The 19,627-nt window shown below is 41.9% G+C and carries 23 protein-coding genes; 8 read left to right on the forward strand and 15 right to left on the reverse strand.

The features are described from left to right. Window positions 1-227 precede the first annotated feature (227 nt). Both J7I93_RS05250 and J7I93_RS05255 read left to right on the forward strand, forming a co-directional pair. On the forward strand, window positions 228-821 hold the full coding sequence (locus J7I93_RS05250) for a sulfite oxidase-like oxidoreductase (RefSeq protein ID WP_214724003.1): 594 nt from the start codon (window positions 228-230) through the stop codon (window positions 819-821). Between the two features lie 133 nt (window positions 822-954). After that, window positions 955-1,716, forward strand: coding sequence for a DeoR/GlpR family DNA-binding transcription regulator (locus tag J7I93_RS05255; RefSeq protein ID WP_214724005.1), 762 nt, complete (start codon window positions 955-957; stop codon window positions 1,714-1,716). A gap of 245 nt (window positions 1,717-1,961) precedes the next feature. On the opposite strand, the gene J7I93_RS05260 is transcribed toward J7I93_RS05255, so the two are convergent. From J7I93_RS05260 to J7I93_RS05280, 5 genes are all read right to left on the reverse strand, one after another. Continuing rightward, window positions 1,962-2,483, reverse strand: a complete 522-nt coding sequence (locus J7I93_RS05260; RefSeq protein ID WP_214724007.1) for a MerR family transcriptional regulator — start codon at window positions 2,481-2,483, stop codon at window positions 1,962-1,964. Window positions 2,484-2,583: 100 nt separating this feature from the next. Then, window positions 2,584-3,114, reverse strand: coding sequence for an undecaprenyl-diphosphatase (locus J7I93_RS05265; protein WP_214724009.1), 531 nt, complete (start codon window positions 3,112-3,114; stop codon window positions 2,584-2,586). A 331-nt stretch (window positions 3,115-3,445) separates the two neighbouring features. Continuing rightward, window positions 3,446-4,477 (reverse strand): alpha/beta fold hydrolase, encoded by a 1,032-nt coding sequence (locus J7I93_RS05270; protein ID WP_214724011.1) that lies wholly within the window; start codon window positions 4,475-4,477, stop codon window positions 3,446-3,448. 1 nt (window position 4,478) lies between these two features. Further along, window positions 4,479-4,862 carry a hypothetical protein gene (locus J7I93_RS05275; RefSeq protein ID WP_214987644.1) on the reverse strand — a complete coding sequence of 128 codons (384 nt, stop codon included), beginning with the start codon at window positions 4,860-4,862 and terminating at the stop codon, window positions 4,479-4,481. A 76-nt stretch (window positions 4,863-4,938) separates the two neighbouring features. Continuing rightward, window positions 4,939-5,712: an SDR family oxidoreductase gene (locus J7I93_RS05280; protein ID WP_214724015.1), complete on the reverse strand. Its 774-nt coding sequence runs from the start codon at window positions 5,710-5,712 to the stop codon at window positions 4,939-4,941. A 190-nt stretch (window positions 5,713-5,902) separates the two neighbouring features. On the opposite strand from J7I93_RS05280, the gene J7I93_RS05285 reads away from it, so the two are divergent. After that, a complete protein-coding gene (locus tag J7I93_RS05285; RefSeq protein ID WP_214724017.1) occupies window positions 5,903-6,148 on the forward strand; it encodes a hypothetical protein in 246 nt (81 codons plus the stop codon). A 48-nt stretch (window positions 6,149-6,196) separates the two neighbouring features. Here the strand turns inward: J7I93_RS05285 and J7I93_RS05290 are convergent, their stop codons facing one another. After that, window positions 6,197-7,606: an alanine/glycine:cation symporter family protein gene (locus tag J7I93_RS05290; protein ID WP_214724019.1), complete on the reverse strand. Its 1,410-nt coding sequence runs from the start codon at window positions 7,604-7,606 to the stop codon at window positions 6,197-6,199. A gap of 318 nt (window positions 7,607-7,924) precedes the next feature. On the opposite strand from J7I93_RS05290, the gene J7I93_RS05295 reads away from it, so the two are divergent. From J7I93_RS05295 to J7I93_RS05305, 3 genes are all read left to right on the forward strand, one after another. Beyond that, entirely contained in the window at window positions 7,925-9,181 is a 1,257-nt protein-coding gene (locus tag J7I93_RS05295; RefSeq protein WP_214724021.1) for a PucR family transcriptional regulator, read from the forward strand. 117 nt (window positions 9,182-9,298) lie between these two features. Beyond that, window positions 9,299-10,429 (forward strand): alanine dehydrogenase, encoded by a 1,131-nt coding sequence (gene ald, locus J7I93_RS05300; protein ID WP_214724023.1) that lies wholly within the window; start codon window positions 9,299-9,301, stop codon window positions 10,427-10,429. Between the two features lie 354 nt (window positions 10,430-10,783). Next, window positions 10,784-11,029 (forward strand): hypothetical protein, encoded by a 246-nt coding sequence (locus tag J7I93_RS05305; protein WP_214724025.1) that lies wholly within the window; start codon window positions 10,784-10,786, stop codon window positions 11,027-11,029. 57 nt (window positions 11,030-11,086) lie between these two features. Here the strand turns inward: J7I93_RS05305 and J7I93_RS25115 are convergent, their stop codons facing one another. Beyond that, window positions 11,087-11,356 (reverse strand): YuzC family spore coat inner layer protein, encoded by a 270-nt coding sequence (locus tag J7I93_RS25115; protein WP_214987642.1) that lies wholly within the window; start codon window positions 11,354-11,356, stop codon window positions 11,087-11,089. Window positions 11,357-11,783: 427 nt separating this feature from the next. Here J7I93_RS25115 and J7I93_RS05315 point away from each other — a divergent pair, with 427 nt between their 5' ends. Further along, entirely contained in the window at window positions 11,784-12,407 is a 624-nt protein-coding gene (locus tag J7I93_RS05315; RefSeq protein WP_214724029.1) for a DedA family protein, read from the forward strand. A 161-nt stretch (window positions 12,408-12,568) separates the two neighbouring features. Here J7I93_RS05315 and J7I93_RS05320 read toward each other — a convergent pair whose 3' ends face one another. Further along, window positions 12,569-12,751, reverse strand: a complete 183-nt coding sequence (locus J7I93_RS05320; RefSeq protein WP_214724031.1) for an asparagine synthase — start codon at window positions 12,749-12,751, stop codon at window positions 12,569-12,571. Between the two features lie 106 nt (window positions 12,752-12,857). On the opposite strand from J7I93_RS05320, the gene J7I93_RS05325 reads away from it, so the two are divergent. Continuing rightward, the gene (locus tag J7I93_RS05325) at window positions 12,858-13,241 is read left to right on the forward strand and encodes a hotdog fold thioesterase (protein WP_214724033.1); all 384 of its coding nucleotides are present in this window, start codon (window positions 12,858-12,860) and stop codon (window positions 13,239-13,241) included. A gap of 146 nt (window positions 13,242-13,387) precedes the next feature. On the opposite strand, the gene mnhG is transcribed toward J7I93_RS05325, so the two are convergent. The 7 genes from mnhG to J7I93_RS05360 are packed head-to-tail and all read right to left on the reverse strand — an operon-like array spanning window position 13,388 to window position 19,144. Then, the gene (gene mnhG / locus J7I93_RS05330; protein WP_214724035.1) at window positions 13,388-13,756 is read right to left on the reverse strand and encodes a monovalent cation/H(+) antiporter subunit G; all 369 of its coding nucleotides are present in this window, start codon (window positions 13,754-13,756) and stop codon (window positions 13,388-13,390) included. Further along, the gene (locus J7I93_RS05335; RefSeq protein ID WP_026584026.1) at window positions 13,740-14,024 is read right to left on the reverse strand and encodes a Na(+)/H(+) antiporter subunit F1; all 285 of its coding nucleotides are present in this window, start codon (window positions 14,022-14,024) and stop codon (window positions 13,740-13,742) included. Before J7I93_RS05335 ends, mnhG begins: the two co-directional genes overlap by 17 nt. Further along, complete coding sequence (locus J7I93_RS05340) at window positions 14,024-14,500, reverse strand: Na+/H+ antiporter subunit E (RefSeq protein ID WP_214724037.1); 477 nt, start codon at window positions 14,498-14,500, stop codon at window positions 14,024-14,026. Before J7I93_RS05340 ends, J7I93_RS05335 begins: the two co-directional genes overlap by 1 nt. 2 nt (window positions 14,501-14,502) lie before the next feature. Then, window positions 14,503-15,996 (reverse strand): Na+/H+ antiporter subunit D, encoded by a 1,494-nt coding sequence (locus tag J7I93_RS05345; protein WP_214724039.1) that lies wholly within the window; start codon window positions 15,994-15,996, stop codon window positions 14,503-14,505. After that, complete coding sequence (locus tag J7I93_RS05350) at window positions 15,989-16,330, reverse strand: Na(+)/H(+) antiporter subunit C (protein ID WP_110064773.1); 342 nt, start codon at window positions 16,328-16,330, stop codon at window positions 15,989-15,991. The genes J7I93_RS05345 and J7I93_RS05350 overlap by 8 nt, the downstream gene beginning before the upstream one ends. Next, on the reverse strand, window positions 16,330-16,752 hold the full coding sequence (locus J7I93_RS05355; RefSeq protein ID WP_214724041.1) for a Na(+)/H(+) antiporter subunit B: 423 nt from the start codon (window positions 16,750-16,752) through the stop codon (window positions 16,330-16,332). Before J7I93_RS05355 ends, J7I93_RS05350 begins: the two co-directional genes overlap by 1 nt. Then, the gene (locus J7I93_RS05360) at window positions 16,739-19,144 is read right to left on the reverse strand and encodes a Na+/H+ antiporter subunit A (protein ID WP_214724043.1); all 2,406 of its coding nucleotides are present in this window, start codon (window positions 19,142-19,144) and stop codon (window positions 16,739-16,741) included. Before J7I93_RS05360 ends, J7I93_RS05355 begins: the two co-directional genes overlap by 14 nt. Window positions 19,145-19,627 lie beyond the last annotated feature (483 nt).

The following is a 19,627-nucleotide window of genomic DNA, read 5'->3' on the forward strand; positions in this document are numbered from 1 at the left end:
GGCAAGCTTTATAGTCCAAAAACAACAATCTATACGAAAAGAGCCTTAATAAAAGACTATGTGGCACCCTGCTGATTGGGGCGGAAGGTATGAGATCCTCAAAAATAAACAGGCAGCAAAGCATAGTAAAAGCAGCTTCTCTTTTTTTGGGGAGGCTGCTTTTCTATATACTTTTAACCACCTTAAAAGTGGGTTACCATAAAGAAAAACGAACCGAGGTGGCTTCAGTGTATTTTGGGAAAGTAAGAAAACAGGTTTCCAGCAGGATACCGCCCAACCAGAACGTTACGACGTCCTTTCCTGTTTTGCATTATGGAAATGTCCCTTATTACAGCAATATGCAGGATTGGTCTCTAAAGATTTTTGGGGAAGTGGAAAAGGAGGTTTCCTTGTCTTATGACGAGGTGATGAATCTCCCGCAGACTGAGTATAAAAATGACATTCACTGTGTCACGGGCTGGTCAAAACTTGATAATGTGTGGAAGGGAATTTCGACTGTAGAGCTGGCCAGGATTGCAGGTGTAAAAGAGACTGCAAAATTTGTCATCCTCCATGCAGAGGAAGGATGGACAACTAACCTTCCAATTGATGATTTTCTAAGGGAGACCAGTATGCTGGCGCATACGCATAATGGTGAAAAGCTAACACCTGAGCACGGATTTCCGTTGCGTGCAGTGATTCCCCATCTTTATTTTTGGAAAAGTGCGAAGTGGGTGAGAGGCATTGAATTTTCAGAATCTGATAAGCCGGGATTCTGGGAGAAAAACGGTTACCATAATTATGGGGATCCCTTTAAAGAAGAACGCTTCAGCTGGGATTAAATCCATCGTAAGCATTGGCAGAGTTTTTCATTATATTCACTTGAAAACACTTATGAATAAGGTTTATAATAAGGTAATTACTTATGATTGCTTAAGTAAAAGCAATTTTACTTAAAGAAGCAGGCGGTTTAATATGTTCCAAGAAGAAAGGTTAATAGCGATACTGAATTATCTGGAAAACAATAAGCGGATATCAGTAGAACAAATTTGTACATTGTTTCATGTATCCAGAGATACGGCAAGGCGCGATCTGGTTAGGCTTGAAGAGGAACAGAAGATCATCCGGACGAGAGGGGGAGCAATTCTGCCAACTCCCCGCCATGAAGTAAAGGATTATGCCAATCGGCTAAAGATGGTTTCGTCCGAGAAAAAAAGAATCGGGCAAGGGGCAGCATCCCTTATCCAAGACGGCGAAAGAATTATTTTGGATACCTCCACCACCGTTCAGGCATGTGCCGAAAATATGGGAGAAATTTCTTGTACGGTTATAACCAATTCAATTAACCAGGCGGAAATACTTTCATCAAATCCCAATGCGGAAATATTGCTGCTTGGCGGCATGCTGCAAAAGGAGCACCGCTTTTTATACGGCTCTTCTGTTATTGAAAAGCTTTCACAGTATCAAGTAGATAAAGCATTCATTGGAGTAGTCGGCCTTTCGGAGAGCGGCCTATCTCTTGCTCATGAGGAGGACGGCATGGTTAAAAGAAAAATGATCAGCCAGGCTGACCAGGTAATTGTCCTTGCTGACCATACCAAAATCGGTGTAAACGAGTTTTTTAAGTTTGCCGAGTTAAGTGATGTTGATCTGCTTATAACGGATAAAATGCCTGAAAAAGCTTTTATCGACATATTGGAGAGGTTTAATGTGGAATTGCTGATAGCAGAGGGCTAATCAAATAGGCGCTGGCGTAACCCGCTTGGGGCGTGACGGCCTGTGCTCTTAAACGAAGCATTCCCTTAACCATAAAAGCGTTACTAGCTGGAAAGCAGCTGTAACGCTTTTTTTATTAGCAGGATCTGTTTACCATGCCCGTTGATTTCCACTGCAGGTGTTCGCATTACACGAGCGGTTCAAGGCGCCTCCTTGCCCCTTCCGCTCCACTCCACAATGATCTTTAGAAGGAGGCTGCCGTCCAACTAAAATCCAAAGAGCATGGAAAAGATATTCTTCTTTTTAAGCCTTTTCTTTGTTTTTTCCTGATCAAAAACCAAAAGATTATCTGCCTGAATTTTACGGCTGTTTCCAGCTTGCTTGGCTTCAAGTGCTTCAATCCGTTTATTCAAGCGTTCTATCTCTTTCTGAAACTCTTCTATTTCCCGGCGGTGCTGAAGCAGCTGATAAGAGACAACGTCATCTGCTTTTCCGTTCAGCCTCTGCTCAAGTTCGCTTATTTTTAATAAAACCTTTTCCATGGCTGGGTTCGTTTGTTCGCTTTGGACAGTTCCTTTTCTGGCCTTTTTGCCCCTCACGGTTACATCCTGCAAAATCAATCCCTGATTCAGCTGATCCTGAACCTGCCTCAACAGATCAATATCACCATCCGTAAATAAATAATGCCCCAATTCATTCCGTTCCGTCCGGAGTTCCAGTTGTTTGACCCATCGCTGCACAGTGCTAGGTGAAACCCCTAATAATTTGGCTACAGCACTCGTATTCATCCTGATCCCCTCCCGTTTTCCAAACCCATTCTCTATTGAAAACGGGAAGTCCTTCCCAGGTGACAAAACAAGTTTTCATTCGCCAAAGATAGTGTTAATTTTACATTTTTTTGAGTTCTTCATTGTCTTCCGATGAATCCATCTTGAAAAATCTATCGGTAATCCAGCCAATAGTGCTTCCAATCAGGGCGCTTCCCATTATGTCAGAAGGATAATGATGGCCAGCCCAAATACGTGAAAAGCCTGTAAGAACTGAAAGCCAGCACAAAATGCGTCCTATAAATCGATTTCCGTATAGGATGACAATGGAAGCAGCAAATGATAGCAGTGTATGCTTGCTTGGAAAAGTGGAATCCCTTTTCGATGGAATCAGTATCCCGACCTTTCTTTTTACAAAGGGCCGCGGTTTAAAATAAATAAGCTTGATGATTCTGTTCAGGACTAGTGCAAACAGAGAAGCCAGCACAGCCTTTTTAGCTGTCCTTCTTGCCGGTCCTTTCGCCAGCCACATACCTGCCAGTGCAAATAAAAATACATACCTTGCCTTATTCGAAATGAGAATCATCAGAAGATCCAGGGGGGCAAAACGGCCGGATATCCGGGTTATTGCGTTGAAAATCTTTTCATCCATTTTACAATCTCCTTTTGCCTTAATACCTTTAATATTTGCCACTTTGCCTTTTATAACTCAAAACCTGATATGGGAATTTGCTTAAGCAATCCGTTTGCAGAATAAATACAAAAATACGCTTTACCACAGCCTAAAACAAAATAAAAACCATGCAGCAATAGCATGGTTCTTAACGATACTTATTTTCTAAAAAAATCTTTGAATACAAGGGAAGCAAAGCCCATATACGCACTGATGGTATATCCGCTTTTAACAAAATGGGTGTAATTCCAAAATAACATTGAGGTACCTCCTTTAAAATTGAATTCCCCCGCTTGGCAGGGGAAGAGATTTATTTTATCTGTCCAGAACGGACCGAAAGCCAATCGTTCATATAGTAAGGTACCTTTCCATCTGATGTAAGGTTTGCATGTCCGCCCTTTAGCAGGTGAAATTGTTTATCCTTGCTTGACACCAGGTTCATGACGGGTAGAAGCTGCTCTTTCGGTACAAGGCGGTCAAAGCTCGAAGCAACTGCAAGGAGATTTGCGTTAATATTGCCAAGAGCTGCTTTTTTTCCATCGATGACAAGGCTGCCTTTGACAAGCTTGTTTTCTTTTCCGAGATCATGCAATATTTGCTTTAAAGCTGCACCGGCAAACGGAATATGGCCATTTGTCCAGTGGTTGAACCGCTTCCACCTTTTGGCGTATTCTTCATTGTCGGCACGGCTCAGAAGGGATAAATAAGGGGAATAATAGACAGGTGAGGTAACCAGCCGCATTCCCGTTTTAATGGCCGGGGCAGGAATTAGGCCCCATGCATCCAAGATAGAATCCAGGTCAGCGCCTGTTTCCCGCAATTCCTCTGCCCACTGGTCGAACACCGGAACGTGGCTAAAATCAATCGGCGCAACAGAAAGGATCAAATTTTTAACCGGTTCTTCTGCAATGGCAGCATAAATGGCTGCAAAAGTTCCGCCCAGGCAAAAGCCCATAACCGTTAATTCCTCTGCTCTGGAATGGGATAGAGTTCTCCTGACACCCTTCTGAATGTATTGGACAATATAGTCATCCATCGTAATGTCTTTATCCTCATAGCCTGGAATGCCGAAATCGAGCAAGTAAACATCATAGCCGCTGTTGGTCAAGGCTTCGATTAAACTGTTCTGCGGCCCCAAATCAAGAATAAAAGCTTGATTTACAAGCGAATAAACAAGGAAGACTGGTACCTTGTAATTCTTTTCAGCGGGCGCATAATGCCAGAGAACCGCTTTGTTTTTCTTCCAAACAGCCGTACGGGGAGTGAACCCTGTTTCCGGTTCAGGCTGCTTGATGGTTTTGAAAAATCCTTGCAGTTTTTTCGATAAAGGATTTTCTGCCATCTTATTGATCCGCGCTTTCACTGCTGCTGGAAGATTCTAATTTTGATGGTGGGCCGCCTAGCGATTTTTTTAATTCCTCCATCGCTTGAGCCAGAGACATCACTCTCTCATCGATCAGATCCATTTTTTCTTCCGCCTGAACCGTCAATTTAGCGGCATTTGCCACATCAGTTTTTGTTGGGAAATTTAGAGGGATGGAGAGAGTTTCAATGGCTTGCTGCAGCTTTTTCATCGCGGCGGCCGTCACCTCAGAGCGGGTGAGCATATTGTTTAACACATCTTCTTTATTGATGGAGTTCTGGATCGATTCATTCAGCTCTTTCTCCACCTTCATCCCTACCTTTTTTATGGCGTTCAATAGGGCATCTGTATGGTTTATGGTCATATTCATTCTCCTTTCTTAAAGATGCAGTTCAAAAAGGCTAATCCTCCTTTTTGAACGGTAATCATAAATTAAATAACTAAAGTGATACAGTCATGCCTCCGTCTACAACTAAAACCTGGCCTGTAACGTAATCAGAGGCATTTGAGGATAGGAAGACAGCAGCTCCTTTTAAGTCATCGTCATTGCCGAATCTTCCAGCAGGAATGCTTTGGAGAATTACTGAGCTTGATTGTTCCAAAGCTTTTGTCATTTTCGTTGGAAAAAAGCCAGGAGCAATGGCATTTACCTGGATACCTAAAGGGGCCAGTTTTACAGATAAATCCTTTGTGAGGGAGATAACTGCTCCTTTGCTGGTGCTATAGGCGACTGCGTCCAGAAAAGCCGAATTTGTCCCCCTCATCCCGTTAACAGAAGAAATATTGATGATTTTTCCGCTGCCCTGTTTCGTCATCACCTTTGCGGCTGCCTGTGAAAATAAAAACAGACCCTTTAAATTTACATTCATGACTTTGTCCCATTTATCAGCAGGCAGTTCCAGTGCGGGTGCAATCCATGACGTGCCGCTATTATTGATGAGGATATCAATGCTTCCGAATTTTTCTAAAGTTTTATTGATTACATTTTGGATGTCTTCTTCGCTCGTAATGTCACACTCCATGGCAAGCGATTGGATACCTCTTGCAGTTAAACTGCTGCTGACACGCTCGCATGCTTCGAGATTGCGTGAACACACTACAACGTTCGCCCCTGCGTCTCCAAGTGCATTCGCCATTTGCTCGCCAAGTCCACGTCCGCCGCCTGTTACGATTGCGGTTTTATTATCCAAATGAAATAACTCATTCAGTTCCATCGTCATCCCTCCCTTTAGCAAAATTGTGTTAGCTATTCTTTTAGCAGATTTATTTTAAAATAGACTTCGATATAGTATAGACAAGCAAACCACCAGTGGTGCCAAAATTGGTATTTTCGCCTTGTCCCAAAATGTATAAGGGAGAAGGAAAGAGAAAAGGATGAATAATAAACTGGAAGGAGGCCAAAACATGGACAGGGATCAAATTGAGGAGATCTTTTATGAATCCGGCTCTCAAGTGCTTAACAGCGGATTGGCTTATAAAGTGTGGCTGAAGGGGGAATGGGATACGGATAACAGGGAGGATATAGAGGATTTTCTGAGTGCTTATTCCTTTGTTGGCGAAAGAGAGCTTTATGCAGATGAACTTCTCTATCACTACCGCATTTTTAAATATATCTCAGAAAAAAATGAGCTTTCTTTTTTCTCGTGGTAAAAAAAACAAACACAGATCAGAGACCTGTGTTTGTTAATAATATTATAATTAACTAGCCATTTTCTGCTGCTTGTTAGCTGCTTTGTAGTGGTTTTCAAAGAATTCGTTTGTATCCTTTACAACTACTTTGCTAAGCAGGATTAATGCGATTAAGTTTGGAATCATCATTAATGCGTTTGCCATGTCAGCGAAAGCCCAAACGGTTGTCAGGCTTGCAACTGCTCCGATTCCAGTAGCAAAAATGTATACTCCGCGGTATGCCATGATGCCTTTTGTTCCAACAAGGTATTCAAAGCATTTTTCACCGTAAACATACCAGCCCACAATTGTGGAGAAACCGAAGAAAATAACTGAGAATGCTACAATATATTCCCCAACTGTGCCAAGGGCGTGTGCGAATGCTGCACTCGTTAATGCACCGCCGTCAAGATTGGCTTCGTGCTGAACGCCTGATAATAAGCCGCCTGTTGTATCCCAGAATCCTGTAATGATTAGAACTAATCCAGTCATTGTACAAACAACGATTGTAACAATAAAAGTACCTGTCATAGCAACTAGCGCCTGTTTTACAGGATGGTCTGTTTTGGCGTTACCTGCAATAAGGGCAGCTGTACCAAGACCGGCTTCATTGGAGAAAATACCTCTTGATACACCGTTTTTAATCGCTTCTGATACAACAACACCAACAAATCCGCCAGTTGCTGCAACAGGATTAAATGCATAGTAGAAAATGGTTTCAAAACCAGGGATAATCTGGTCGTAGTTAACGGCAAGGATAATCAAAGCCCCGCCAATATAAAGCACTGCCATGATTGGTACGAAGAATCCGGCAACTGTACTGATGCGCTGAATTCCTCCAAAAATAATTAATGCAGCAAGTACTGCTAAAACAATCCCTGTTACCCAGTTACTAATGCCAAAAGAAGTATCCATGACAGCTGCGATTGTGTTTGATTGAACACTGTTTCCGATTCCAAGTGCTGCAAATGCGCCAAATATGGCAAATGCAACAGCCAGCCACTTGAATTTTTTGCCCAGGCCGCGCTCTACATAATACATAGGCCCGCTTGAATACTCGCCATTTGCATTTTTCACACGATATTTCATGGCTAATAATGCTTCGGCATATTTAGTTGCCATTCCAAGCAAACCAACGATCCACATCCAAAAGATGGCACCAGGTCCCCCTAGCGTAATCGCCGTTGCCACCCCGGCAATATTACCGTTTCCGATTGTAGCAGCCAGAGCCGTCATAAGGGCTTTAAAGTTACTGACATCTCCCTCATCATTAGAGGAAGCTTGCCCTTCCTTTGTGAATCCTAATTTAAATGCATACAGCAATCTTCTGAACTGAAGACCTTTCAGCATGAATGTTAAAAGAACACCAGTACCAAAAAGCAAAACCAAACTTGGTGTTCCCCAAAGTACCCCGTTAATTTTATTAAGCGTTTCAAGCATAAAATCGTCGCCTCCCAGATGTTAACGCTTTCAATTTTTATGAACTAAACGAATAAACTATGATGATTTTGTGAACATGTCCTATTGTAAAATTATCTGAATATAACTTCAACCCATTTTCATAAATTAAAATTATTAAGAATTTTATAAAAAAAGTACCAGGTACCACCCTAATTTTGTCGAATCGCCGTTATAGCTTTGGTAGAGTGTTGGGGGTGGAATGAGGTATAATATTATAGGTTAGAAATGGTGTTATTGGAATTTCAATAGGTTATTTATTTTGAGAGTATATATTAGTGGTTTAAAGGGGTTTTAGGATTGGGTGAAGATAAAATGGAAAAAGATCCGTTTAAGAGGACGTTTGGCAATCTCGAGGAACTAGTTGATAAGATTCGGGATGTTTTGGAATGTCCAGTGACAATAGAGGATGTCAATCATCGCCTGATTGCCTATAGTACGCATGACGATCAGACGGATACGGCAAGAATTGCGACGATTATCAGCAGAAAGGTGCCGGAAAAGGTAATCAACCGTCTATGGAAGGAACGGGTGATTCCCCAGCTCATGCAAAACGGTGAACCTTTGAGAATTCCGGAAATAACGGAAATCGGCCTCGGCAACCGGGTAGCAATCTCCATCCGTAATCATAATGAAGTACTGGGCTATATTTGGGCAGTGGAGGAAGAAACGCCTTTAACAGAAAGCAAGCTGAACCTTCTAAAACTGGCTGCCCAGTCTGCAAGGACCGAACTGTTAAAACTAAACTCGCAAAAAAGGAAAAGAGTGGAAGGGTACCAGGACTTTTTCTGGGAGCTTTTAACCGGCCATTTTCAAAGCCATAATGAAATTTTGGGCCGATTCGAGGATCTGAATATCAAGCCGCCATCACCCTTTGCGGTTCTCGTCTTTCAGTTTAAGGAAGAGATCACGTCAAAAATCGAACAAAATATTATTTATCTGACTACAACAAGCCAGAAAATTAATATTACCTTTTATGCAGCGATGGGGAATGAGTTTATCATCCTGGCAGCACCGCCTGAACCTTCTTTATCTGAAAAACCATTCATTGAGTTCATCCAGTTCTTCATCGATCAAATGAAGACCAGGTTTACCATCGACCACATTAGCGGTGCCACCGGAACCATCTATGACCGTTATGAAAAAGTGGAAAAGAGCTACCAGGAGGCATTAAAGGTTCTGAGGCTTAAAGAACAATTTACGGAAGAAATCCAGGAGGTTTATAGCTATCAGCAGCTTGGTATATTCCGCTACCTCGATTCGATTCTGGAGAAAAAGCGGGCAGAACCTTATGAGCACCCTGCAATCGAAAAGCTGGTAAAATACGATGCCGAGCATCGAACCAATCTACTAGCCACTCTGGAAGCTTTTATCGACCATGACAGCAATGTAAACGAAACAGCAAAAAAACTTCACGTCCATATGAACACACTTAACTATCGGCTGAAGAGAATCACAGAGATAGGGGAAGTTGATTTAAAAAATACCAATACAAAACTCTCCTTGTATCTTGAGCTGAAAATCAGGCGTTTGGAAAAAAAGAGCCCTCATTTGTAGATTTCCACAAATGAAGGCTCTTTCATTTTACCGAATTAACAATGACAGCGCTTTAATAAAATTATTATACTGAGTATAGTAAATTTCATACTTGATAGATTGAAAGGGGATTTTTCCATGATTATTGGAGTACCTAAAGAAATTAAAAACAACGAAAACCGCGTTGCTGCAACACCAGCAAGCGTTGATGCACTAGTTAAATCCGGACATAAAGTACTTGTTGAAATCGATGCAGGAATTGGAAGCGGTTTCACAAATGAAGACTATACAGAAGTTGGAGCTGTCATTGTTGATACAGCAGCAGAAGCTTGGGCTGCTGAAATGGTCATGAAGGTTAAAGAGCCGCTTCCATCTGAGTATGGATATTTCCGTGAAGGTTTGGTTCTTTTCACATATCTTCACCTTGCAGCTGAACCTGAGCTGGCAAAAGCTTTAACTGAAAAAGGTGTTACTGCTATTGCTTATGAAACAGTAGAAGTAAACCGCACATTGCCACTTCTTACTCCAATGAGTGAAGTAGCAGGACGCATGGCTTCTCAAATCGGTGCTCAGTTCCTTCAAAAAACAAATGGCGGCATGGGAATTCTTTTAGCAGGCGTTCCTGGCGTATCACGCGGCAAAGTGACAATCGTTGGCGGCGGTGTAGTAGGTATCAACGCTGCGAAAATGGCAATCGGCCTTGGTGCACAGGTTACAATTATCGACTTAAGCCCAGAGCGTCTTCGCCAGCTTGACGATATCTTTGGAAACAGCATCCAAACTCTAATGTCTAACCCATTCAATATTGCACAAGCAGTTAAAGATGCAGATCTAGTAATCGGTGCTGTTCTTATTCCAGGAGCTAAAGCACCTAAGCTTGTAACAGAAGAAATGATCAAAACAATGAAGCCTGGTTCTGTAGTTGTAGACGTGGCAATTGACCAAGGCGGTATTTTTGAAACGGTTGACCATATTACAACTCATGACAACCCAACTTATGAAAAGCATGGCGTTGTACACTATGCAGTTGCGAACATGCCTGGTGCCGTTCCAAGAACATCTACAATCGCTCTTACAAATGTTACTATTAACTACGCTCTGCAAATTGCCAACAAAGGCGTTGTAAAAGCAATTGAAGATAACGCTGCACTTAAGCTTGGCGTTAATGTTGTAAATGGCAGCATCACATACCCAGCGGTTGCAAAAGACCTTGGCTATGACTATGTTTCTGTAGAAGAAGCATTTGATAAAGTCAAAGCAGTAAACTAATATACTAAAACCCCCTGGCCATGAGGCTATGGGGGTTTTGCTTTTGGTACTGGCAGGCTTCAATTTTTACCAAATTATTCTTGTATATAATCCACCCATAAAACGATGTCATTCAGCGAATCATTATAATAAGGTTGGTAAGCCTTAATTATTTCCTCCCTTTCCTGATTAATAGGAGAGGGCTTTTTTATGTGCACTGCTATGCTGAAATAGATTTAAAATTTGAGCATGGATAGCTGTCCGGCGCAAAGCGCCTGCCCCCTCGAGTCTTCTGCTTTTTTTAATAGCCCACTCAAAATGCGGACATCTGCATATTAAATAGAGAAGGCATTGAAATGAAGGAGGTTACCCAATATGTATCACTATAGAAGCCCTTATCATGGCGGGGGCGACAGATTCTTTTTCGGAGGACCGTTTGTAGGCGGTCTGCTGGGAGGTTTTTTGGGAGGCGGATTAGGTGCAGCATTATTTACTCCAAGACCATTCTACGGTCCGCCGCGGCCATTCTATGGGCCCCCGGCACCGTTTTACGGTCCTTATGGCGGCGGATACCCGGGATACGGTCCTTATGGATACGGAGGAAATCCTTATTATCGGTAAAAAGATAAAGCTCTCTGGCTGGAGAGCTTTTTTATTTTCTGCAGAAATGACTCTTATCTACATCCACCGAAGCTTAAGAGTCAAATCACAGCATTTCACATTATCTTCCTTCTCGGATTCGAAATGAAGACTGAGGCCATCTGGCGTATAAGACACAGAAGGTATTTGAGAAATGCCTGTTGATTTTATCATCCTTTCAACTTCACTCATTTTTGATTGTTGGGCAGCTGACATCAGATCGTATGAAAATTTCCTTGACTCCGCCATATTTACCAGCAATGTGCTGGCATCCCTCATGATCACTTCCATTTTTTTTGCCGAGCTCATGAACATCTCGGGATCCACACCAGGAAATGTCCTATAAAAATAAACAGGATGGTAAAAGCCTTGATAATTTGCAGGAAAATGCTGGAATCCAGAGGGTGGAGAATAGGGTCCTGGCCTTGGGTATCGAAAAAAATAATAGGGGTGCATCCGGTTCTGCCCCTTTCTTCATGTATATTCACTGAACGCATTTCCAATATATGAAAAAAGGGCTCTTCCTATGAAAGTCATTTATGAAATGTTGGGAACCAAAATTCACTCTTTGTCCTCCGTCATAGAAAAAAGGCTATCGCATATGGTTGCTTTAGAAGGGCAAATTTTAAAAGGATTGATATAATAATTAAAGGGGTAAAGGAAGGGAATGAAGAATATATAAATGCGTGTTAGATGAAATTGGGAAACGCAATTAAAACAGGATAGGAGGCCCCATATGGAACTGGAACTTATTTTGGAAGTCATTGAAAATAACGGGTATTTGGGGCTATTTCTATGGCTTTGGGTGGGCGTTTTTATTTTTCCTGTTCCCAATGAACTGATTGTTATGACTGTCGGCCTTTCTTCCTCTTTAAAATCGCTTCATCCTGTACTCGCGTTTATTGTGATTTATTTCGGAATACTGGCTGCCCTTACCACTTGCTATACAATCGGCCGTTTTATCGGCAGGCCGCTTCTGCAATATTTCAAGAGAAGCAAAAGGTTTTCCAGGGCGATTGACTCTTCTTTAAAGCTAATGGAAAAGTATCATGCCTTTTCCCTCTCCTTCAGCTATTTTGTCCCAGGCATCCGAAACTTCCTTCCCTTTTTGTATGGCTTCAGTAAACTGCCTTATAAAAAATTCGCTCTTTTTGCATACAGCGGCGCGCTGTTATGGCTATCCCTTACTTTTACACTTGGATATGTATTTGGGGACCATATTGATACAATTATCAAGCATGAAAAGGAATTATTGCTTGGACTAGCGGTTATAGCTGTGCTAACGCTTGCCGTTCGTCTTATCAGAAGAAAGCGCGGAAAAGAGGACGAAAAGCTTCATGACCAGGGCTTGGGATTATAGATTAAAAAGGCAGCTGAGCAGCTGCCTTTTGTTTATTTAATGCTGTTTTCTTAAAGATTGTTGTTTAGTTCCGTGAATAAAAAAATGGTAAATCAACCAGTCCTCAATACTTGTTTAAAAAGCAACAAAGTTTGCGAAAACAGTCCTATTAAAAAAGCCGCCTAATACTGATTTCGATGCTCAACAAGGTCGATGGCGCCAAGCACAATATGGGCGAGCCCAAAACCAACGATGGTATTTGATACTGTTTTATTTGTTCTGCGGCGCTGATTCATTGCATAGCCTGCAGCAGTAACGGCGGTGCCAAGTACAGCCGGAATTAATCCTTCGCGAACACGATTCATGGCGGTCACCTCTTTTATCGTGATTGTCCAACAGGACATACCTATTTTGTTCTTATATAATGAATTATAGTATGACAACATTTTACATAAGGAAGGGGATAGGGGAATGGATTTGAAAGATACATTAATTGAAACGCTTGGAATGGAAATACTGACTCTTGAAAAAGGCCGTGTGGTGGCTACTATGCCTGTTGACGGACGGACCCGCCAGCCGTTTGGATTGCTGCATGGCGGAGCTTCCGTTGCTCTCGCTGAAACCGTAGCAAGCATTGGTGCCTACGAGCTTTGTGACAAGGAAACAGAATCAGTAGCCGGCCTTGAAATCAATGCCAACCATATCCGGGCTAAAAAGGACGGAACCGTGACAGCGGTCGCAACAGTCCTGCATCAGGGCCGAACTACTATGGTGTGGGATATTAAAATTACAGATGAAGACGATAAGCTGGTCTGTACCTCAAGATGTACAATGGCAGTTATTAAAAGGAAATAAGGGATTAAAAAGAAGCTTGTTTCATTGGAAACGGGCTTTTTTTGTGGGGAAGGGATGTCGGGCTGCCACAACAGGCAAGCTTATCAGCCCCTTCAAAAGCGAAAATAAAAGCCCGCGGAAGTGCATAACTCCCGCGGGCTTTAGATCTATTGATCCTTACTGGCTGACTTTTTCATATGCGGTGCATTTTTCAAATCATCCTGTACGCTTTGATCCCAGAGCTTGACGCCAGAATTATAAGCAGCACGGGCGATTAAATGCCCGGCAACAGGAGAAGTCATGAAGATGAACACAATACCGAGCAGCACTCGGGAATTGAAAAAGCCATCTTTTACATAAAAGAAGAGCAGCGTTCCAAGCAGAATGGACATCACACCCAAAGTAGCTGATTTTGATGCCGCATGGTTTCTCGTGTAGATATCCGGAAGCCTAATGACGCCATATGCTGCAACAAGACTTAAAAAGGCTCCGATTATGATTAGCACAATGATGGCAATATTAGCGATCTCGTTCATTTTCTATAATAACCCCCTTCTCCAAATATTTAGAGAAGGCTACAGTCCCGATGAAAGCGAGAATTCCGATAAGAAGGATGACCTCCACAAACGCACTTGTATTCAGGGCGATTGAAATAAGAGCGACAATCGCCACAAGATTAATGCCGATTGCATCAAGCGCTACTACTCGGTCAGGAGTTGTAGGCCCTTTAATGACTCTGTAAATCAATCCTATGGTAGCAGCCGATATGATCAGAATGGCAATTAACACAACGGTATTCAGCATTATCGGCTCACCTCCATAATCGCTTTTTCAAACGTGTTTTTAATTGAATCAATAGTTTCCTTTGCATCCTCGATATCGATCGCATGAATGTATAGGATCTTGTTATCAGGTGAAACGTCTACAACCAGTGTCCCCGGAGTCAGCGTAATCAGGTTGGAAAGCACCATGATTTCCCAATCCTCTTTCAGGACAGTAGGATAGGCGAAAATTCCCGGGCGCATATCAAGCTTAGGCTTTAACAATACTTTAAGCACGCCAATGTTAGCTAGGATAAGCTCCTTGATGAAAATAAACAAAAGATTGATCACTGCCACAACTCTTAAAAGATAAAAACGGGAATCGAAAAATCTTCTGAAAGTAAAGATGATGAGCAGGCCAAAAAGGTATCCTTTAAGGAACGCAACCGGTTCATATGATCCTGTTAAAAACATCCACATAAATCCAAGGAACACATTTAATAATATTTGAAATGCCATACTCAATACTCCTTTAAAACTGCTTCAATATAGATAGTTGGATTTGCAAGAGTTTCAGCAGCCTGTGAGATATACGGATAAACAAATTCAGAGCCGACACCGTAAAGAACGGCCATTACAACAAGGATAACAGGGGCAATCATCATTTTTCCTACAGGTACTTTGTCTTCCCCATTATAAGCGCGAGGAGTTCCCCAGAATCCATTGATAAAAATCTTCATAATGGAAAATAGAACCAGAAGGCTGGACATTAAAACGATTCCAGCTCCCCAGTATTGCTCCGCTTCAAACCCGCCTTTCACAATAAGAAGCTTTCCAATGAAGCCGCTTAACGGCGGGATTCCGGCCAGGGCAAGCGCAGCGATAAAGAAGGTCCAGCCTAAGCCAGGATAGCGTTTGATCAAACCGCTTATCTTATGCAGGTCACTCGTGCCTGCAATCGCTATAACAATTCCGGCAAGTAAAAATAAAGCCGCTTTAATAATCATATCATGGACCAAATAGAAGATGGACCCGGAAAGAGCATCCGGTGTCATTGCTGAAATACCAAACAGAATCGCACCCACAGCCACAATAATATTGTAGATGATAATCTTTTTAACATCCCAGTAAGCAATCGCTCCAATTACACCGACGATAATCGACATAATCGCCAGAATGCTCAGGAGCTGATGGGTAAACCCGATATCATGGTAAAAGAACAATGTATAGGTCCTTGTGATTGAATACACGCCGACCTTTGTCAGCAAAGCTCCGAATAAGGCCAGTATCGGAGCCGGCGGTGCGTAATACGAACCTGGCATCCAGAAGTATAAAGGGAAAATGGCCCCTTTTAATCCGAAAACGATCAAAAACAGTACGGCTATAACTGTTATAATTCCAGGTTGTGCAACTTGGCTGATTTCGCTGATGCGAACAGAAATATGCGCCATATTAAGTGTGCCGACGACGGAATACAAATAGGCTACAGCTATAACAAATAAAGCGGAAGAAATTACATTCACTAGAATATATTTAATTGACTCCCTGAGCTGGGCTTTCTTCCCTCCCAACACAAGCAAAACATAGGAGGCCATCAGCATAACCTCAAAAAAGACGAAGAGGTTGAAGATGTCACCGGTTGTGAAAGCACCGTTCACACCAACAATCAAAAAGTTGAATGCAGCATAATAATAAAACTTTTCCCGATCTTCTCCTATGCTCCAAAAGGAATAAATCAGGCATGCAAAAGCGACTATGCTGGTTGTCAGAACGAGAATGGCAGACATCATATCAGAAACAAGCGTAATGCCAAAGGGTGCCTCCCAGCTTGAAACATCTAAAGTCTGTATCCCGTCATTCCTCACCTTCTGAACCAACAAGGCTGAAACCATAATGGTAATCACTGATGAAAGGCCTGCAATCCATCTTTGCAGCATGATTCTTTTAGCAGCAAAGATTAGAAGCACACCCGTAATTAAAGGAATCAGGATGGGCAATATCAAAAAGTTAATCATTTCCTTCAGTTCCTCTCATTCGATCCATATTATCTGTGCCAAGCTCCTGGTAAGCACGGTATGCCAATACAAGGAAGAAGGCTGTAACCCCAAAGCTAATTACAATTGCAGTCAGGATAAGTGCTTGGGGAATCGGATCAGAATATGAGCTTGCGTGTTCGCCGAGCAGCGGGGCAGCTCCCCTTTTTAAACCGCCCATTGTTAAAATCAGCATATGTGCGCCATGGCTAAGAAGGCCAGTTCCGACGATAATGCGCAGCAAGCTTTTCGACAGCATTAGATAAGTAGCTGACATAAATAAGATACCAATAACAAAAGCCATTAATATTTCCATTATTCATCCTCCCCTATCGTTTGAATAATGGTCATCGTAACGCCAACAACAACCAGGAAAACACCCAGATCAAACAGTGTAGCCGTATGGAGTGAAGTATCTCCCAATACAGGCAATTCGACATGACCAAACGCATGGGTTAGGAAGGGAACGTTAAAAAGCAATGCTCCCGCCCCTGTTCCGATTGAAAAAAGCAGCCCTATTGCAATCATATGAATATAATTGACAGGGAGAATTTTTGATACTGTTTTCATGTCAAAAGCCAATAACAGCAGAACAATTGCTCCGGATGTCAGCAAGCCGCCAACGAAGCCTCCACCTGGAGTATAGTGCCCAGCAAAGAAGATATGGATAGAAAAAAGAACAATGATAAACAAAACAACCTTTGTTGCCGTCTGCAAAATAACGTCATTTGTTTTCATTTTTCTTTCCTCCTTCCAGGCGAAGCTTAATCATAGCAAAAATTCCAAGTGCCGCAATCCCGAGAACGGTAATTTCGAACATGGTATCAAAACCACGGAAATCAACAAGGATAACGTTGACCATGTTTTTCCCAGCGGCCTCTTTATACGTATTTTCTACATAGTATTGTGCAATCGAATCAAACATCTTATTGCTGTGTGCTGAAAGGGCAATCATGGTTACAACCGCACCAACACCCACAGAAATAAGGGCGTTTGTCATTTTAAATCTGATCCGCTCTTCATGCCGCAGCTTTGGCAGATGGTAGAAGGCGAGCAGGAATAATGAAACTGAAATGGTTTCGATTACGAGCTGTGTCAGGGCAAGGTCAGGCGCACGGAAAATGACAAAGAAAAGCGAAACGGTGTATCCAACTGCCCCCAACAAAATAATGGAAGTCATTCTTGATTTGACAAATAGGATCGTAATAGAAGCAGCTGCAATCCCTAATGCCAGCAGGACTTCAGCGTAATGGATCGGTGCTACATTGCTCGTATCGAATTTAAATGCATCTTTAATAAATAAGGTAGCTGCCAATGCGACAATGAAAAAGGTGAAAATATAAACAAGATAGGTTCGGATAAACCCATTCATATATAATCTCGTCAAATTAAAGGAAGCTCTTTGTGAGACTTCAAGCATCCCATCATAAAAACGATTTAAAGCAAGCTTCTCAGGGAACATATCATATACTTTTCTCCACTTTGGCAGAGTTGCAAAAAGCAATATTCCCAAAGTAATGACACCCAAAGTCATAAATAGTTCCGGTGTAAAGCCATGCCAGAAGTAGATATGAGCATCATACATATATCCTTCTGCAGGCGGCATAATGGCTGCCTGTGCAGGTGAGATAAGCGTGTTCGCAATGATGTTAGGGAAGAAACCGATAATGATGACCAAAGAAGCCAGTACAATTGGTGAAATTAGCATTCCAATTGGAGCTTCATGCGGTTTCTTTTCCAATTTTTCAGGCTGGAATTTGCCTGTGAATGTTTTGAATACAAGCACCATGCTATAGATGAATGTGAATACACTTGCCACCCAGGCCAGAACTGGGAATAAGAAGCCCCATGTATCCAAATTGAAAATATCCATATCCAGAACACGGACCATGCCTGTAAAGAACATTTCTTTACTCAGGAATCCGTTGAAAGGCGGAAGTCCTGCCATGGCAAATGTGCCAATGATCGCCAAAGTGAAGGTGATCGGCATAAAATTCATAAGTCCGCCAAGCTTGCGGATATCACGGGTGCCGGTTTCATGGTCAACGATTCCAGCTACCATGAAGAGACTGCCCTTAAAGGTTGCATGGTTAATTAGGTGGAATACAGCAGCTGTTGTAGCAACAGTAAAATAACTATCTTCAACCGTTTCAAAGTGAAGAGCGGCAGCACCGATTCCGAGAAGGGACATAATCATGCCCAGCTGGCTGACAGTTGAAAAAGCAAGAATGGCTTTTAGATCCGTCTGTTTAACAGCCGAGAAGGAGCCCCAGAATAGTGTTACAATACCAAATCCGGCTACAAGCCACAGCCAAAGCGAATGCTCGGCAAATACCGGGCTCATTCTTGCCACTAAGTAAATGCCGGCTTTAACCATTGTTGCTGAGTGCAGGTAAGCACTGACTGGTGTTGGCGCTTCCATTGCATCAGGAAGCCAGATATGAAAAGGAAACTGTGCCGACTTTGTAAATGCACCAAGCAAGATGCAAAGCAGAGCAGGAACAAATAATGGATTGGTAAAAATTTCATCTGATTGTGCAATGATTTCCGTAATGCTGAAGGTCCCAGTCATCAGATATAAGAGAATGATCCCCGCAAGCATGGAAAGACCGCCGAAAACCGTTATGATCATCGATTTTTGTGCCCCGTAACGCGATTTTTCTCTGTGATACCAATATCCGATTAACAGGAAGGATGAAAAACTTGTAAATTCCCAGAAAGTATAAAGGACGAGCAAATTATCAGATAGAACAACTCCAAGCATCGCTCCCATGAAAAGTAGCAAATAAACATAGAAGGTATTCAGCTGTTCCTTGTTTTTATCCAAATAATAAATGGAATACAGAACAACTAAGGCTCCAATTCCGGTAATCAGCAAAGAAAACAGCAAACCTAATCCATCGACTTTAGCCGTGAATTCGATTCCGAGGGATGGAATCCATGAGAAAGATTTTGTTACTGATTGCTGATTAGAGGTGATGGATAAGTAAGAGATAAAATAACTGAATAAAAGGATTGGCAGAGGAAGAATAAACCAACCCGTATGTATTTGCCTAAAAAGCTTGTACGCAAGTGGCACAACTATGGCAAGTAAAAATGGTGAAATTATTGCCAGGTGAAGCAAAGACAAAACATTACCCCCTTTAATATGTATGTAATTTTCAGCAACATGGCTATTGTTTTAACACATTAATCTCTTAAATAGGAAAAATTTCTTATCTTCTGGAATCAAGCTTGTATAGATAAAAAGAATGTATTTTTCCTAATCAGAATGAATAAACTCCCCCTCATTTATCTCCTGAATCTGATTGTAAAAACCTTCACATTGCTCTCCAAAAATGAAGCGCTTTATAAAAAGTTTTTCCTTCTTGCATAATAATATCCAATCACATGGCAGTGTGACTTGATTTAGCCTGCCAAATGGAAATCATAAAAAGTCAACATTTCGACACGCCCATGCACCTAGAACAAATTATAACCTAAAATAAAAGTCTCTGCATTCATCAAACCCTTATCATTACAGGTTTTATCCCTTCTTTATTAAATAGGTAGAAACCCGAATCCATTAGGAAAATTTTTTTGAAATTAATTTTTAAAAATAGCTGTTTTCTAT

The sequence above is a fragment of the Bacillus sp. ISL-47 genome (genome assembly GCF_018613175.1).
GTDB lineage: Bacteria > Bacillota > Bacilli > Bacillales > Cytobacillaceae > Cytobacillus.

Coding starts and splice junctions, on each gene's coding strand:
- J7I93_RS05320 (WP_214724031.1), bottom strand. CDS start 12,751: ATGAATCGTGTTCGCGAAGGATTAATTCCGGCTGTACTTGGCACCGCC.
- J7I93_RS05270 (WP_214724011.1), bottom strand. CDS start 4,477: ATGGCAGAAAATCCTTTATCGAAAAAACTGCAAGGATTTTTCAAAACC.
- J7I93_RS05305 (WP_214724025.1), top strand. CDS start 10,784: ATGTATCACTATAGAAGCCCTTATCATGGCGGGGGCGACAGATTCTTT.
- J7I93_RS05275 (WP_214987644.1), bottom strand. CDS start 4,862: ATGACCATAAACCATACAGATGCCCTATTGAACGCCATAAAAAAGGTA.
- J7I93_RS05280 (WP_214724015.1), bottom strand. CDS start 5,712: ATGGAACTGAATGAGTTATTTCATTTGGATAATAAAACCGCAATCGTA.
- J7I93_RS05345 (WP_214724039.1), bottom strand. CDS start 15,996: ATGATTAACTTTTTGATATTGCCCATCCTGATTCCTTTAATTACGGGT.
- J7I93_RS05350 (WP_110064773.1), bottom strand. CDS start 16,330: ATGGAAATATTAATGGCTTTTGTTATTGGTATCTTATTTATGTCAGCT.
- J7I93_RS05335 (WP_026584026.1), bottom strand. CDS start 14,024: ATGCTGAATACCGTTGTGTTAATTGCCATTCTGATCATATCGGCTGCT.
- J7I93_RS05255 (WP_214724005.1), top strand. CDS start 955: ATGTTCCAAGAAGAAAGGTTAATAGCGATACTGAATTATCTGGAAAAC.
- J7I93_RS05260 (WP_214724007.1), bottom strand. CDS start 2,483: ATGAATACGAGTGCTGTAGCCAAATTATTAGGGGTTTCACCTAGCACT.
- J7I93_RS05265 (WP_214724009.1), bottom strand. CDS start 3,114: ATGGATGAAAAGATTTTCAACGCAATAACCCGGATATCCGGCCGTTTT.
- J7I93_RS05290 (WP_214724019.1), bottom strand. CDS start 7,606: ATGCTTGAAACGCTTAATAAAATTAACGGGGTACTTTGGGGAACACCA.
- J7I93_RS05315 (WP_214724029.1), top strand. CDS start 11,784: ATGGAACTGGAACTTATTTTGGAAGTCATTGAAAATAACGGGTATTTG.
- J7I93_RS05355 (WP_214724041.1), bottom strand. CDS start 16,752: ATGAAAACAAATGACGTTATTTTGCAGACGGCAACAAAGGTTGTTTTG.
- mnhG (WP_214724035.1), bottom strand. CDS start 13,756: ATGAACGAGATCGCTAATATTGCCATCATTGTGCTAATCATAATCGGA.
- J7I93_RS05340 (WP_214724037.1), bottom strand. CDS start 14,500: ATGGCATTTCAAATATTATTAAATGTGTTCCTTGGATTTATGTGGATG.
- J7I93_RS05325 (WP_214724033.1), top strand. CDS start 12,858: ATGGATTTGAAAGATACATTAATTGAAACGCTTGGAATGGAAATACTG.
- J7I93_RS25115 (WP_214987642.1), bottom strand. CDS start 11,356: ATGAGCTCGGCAAAAAAAATGGAAGTGATCATGAGGGATGCCAGCACA.
- ald (WP_214724023.1), top strand. CDS start 9,299: ATGATTATTGGAGTACCTAAAGAAATTAAAAACAACGAAAACCGCGTT.
- J7I93_RS05285 (WP_214724017.1), top strand. CDS start 5,903: ATGGACAGGGATCAAATTGAGGAGATCTTTTATGAATCCGGCTCTCAA.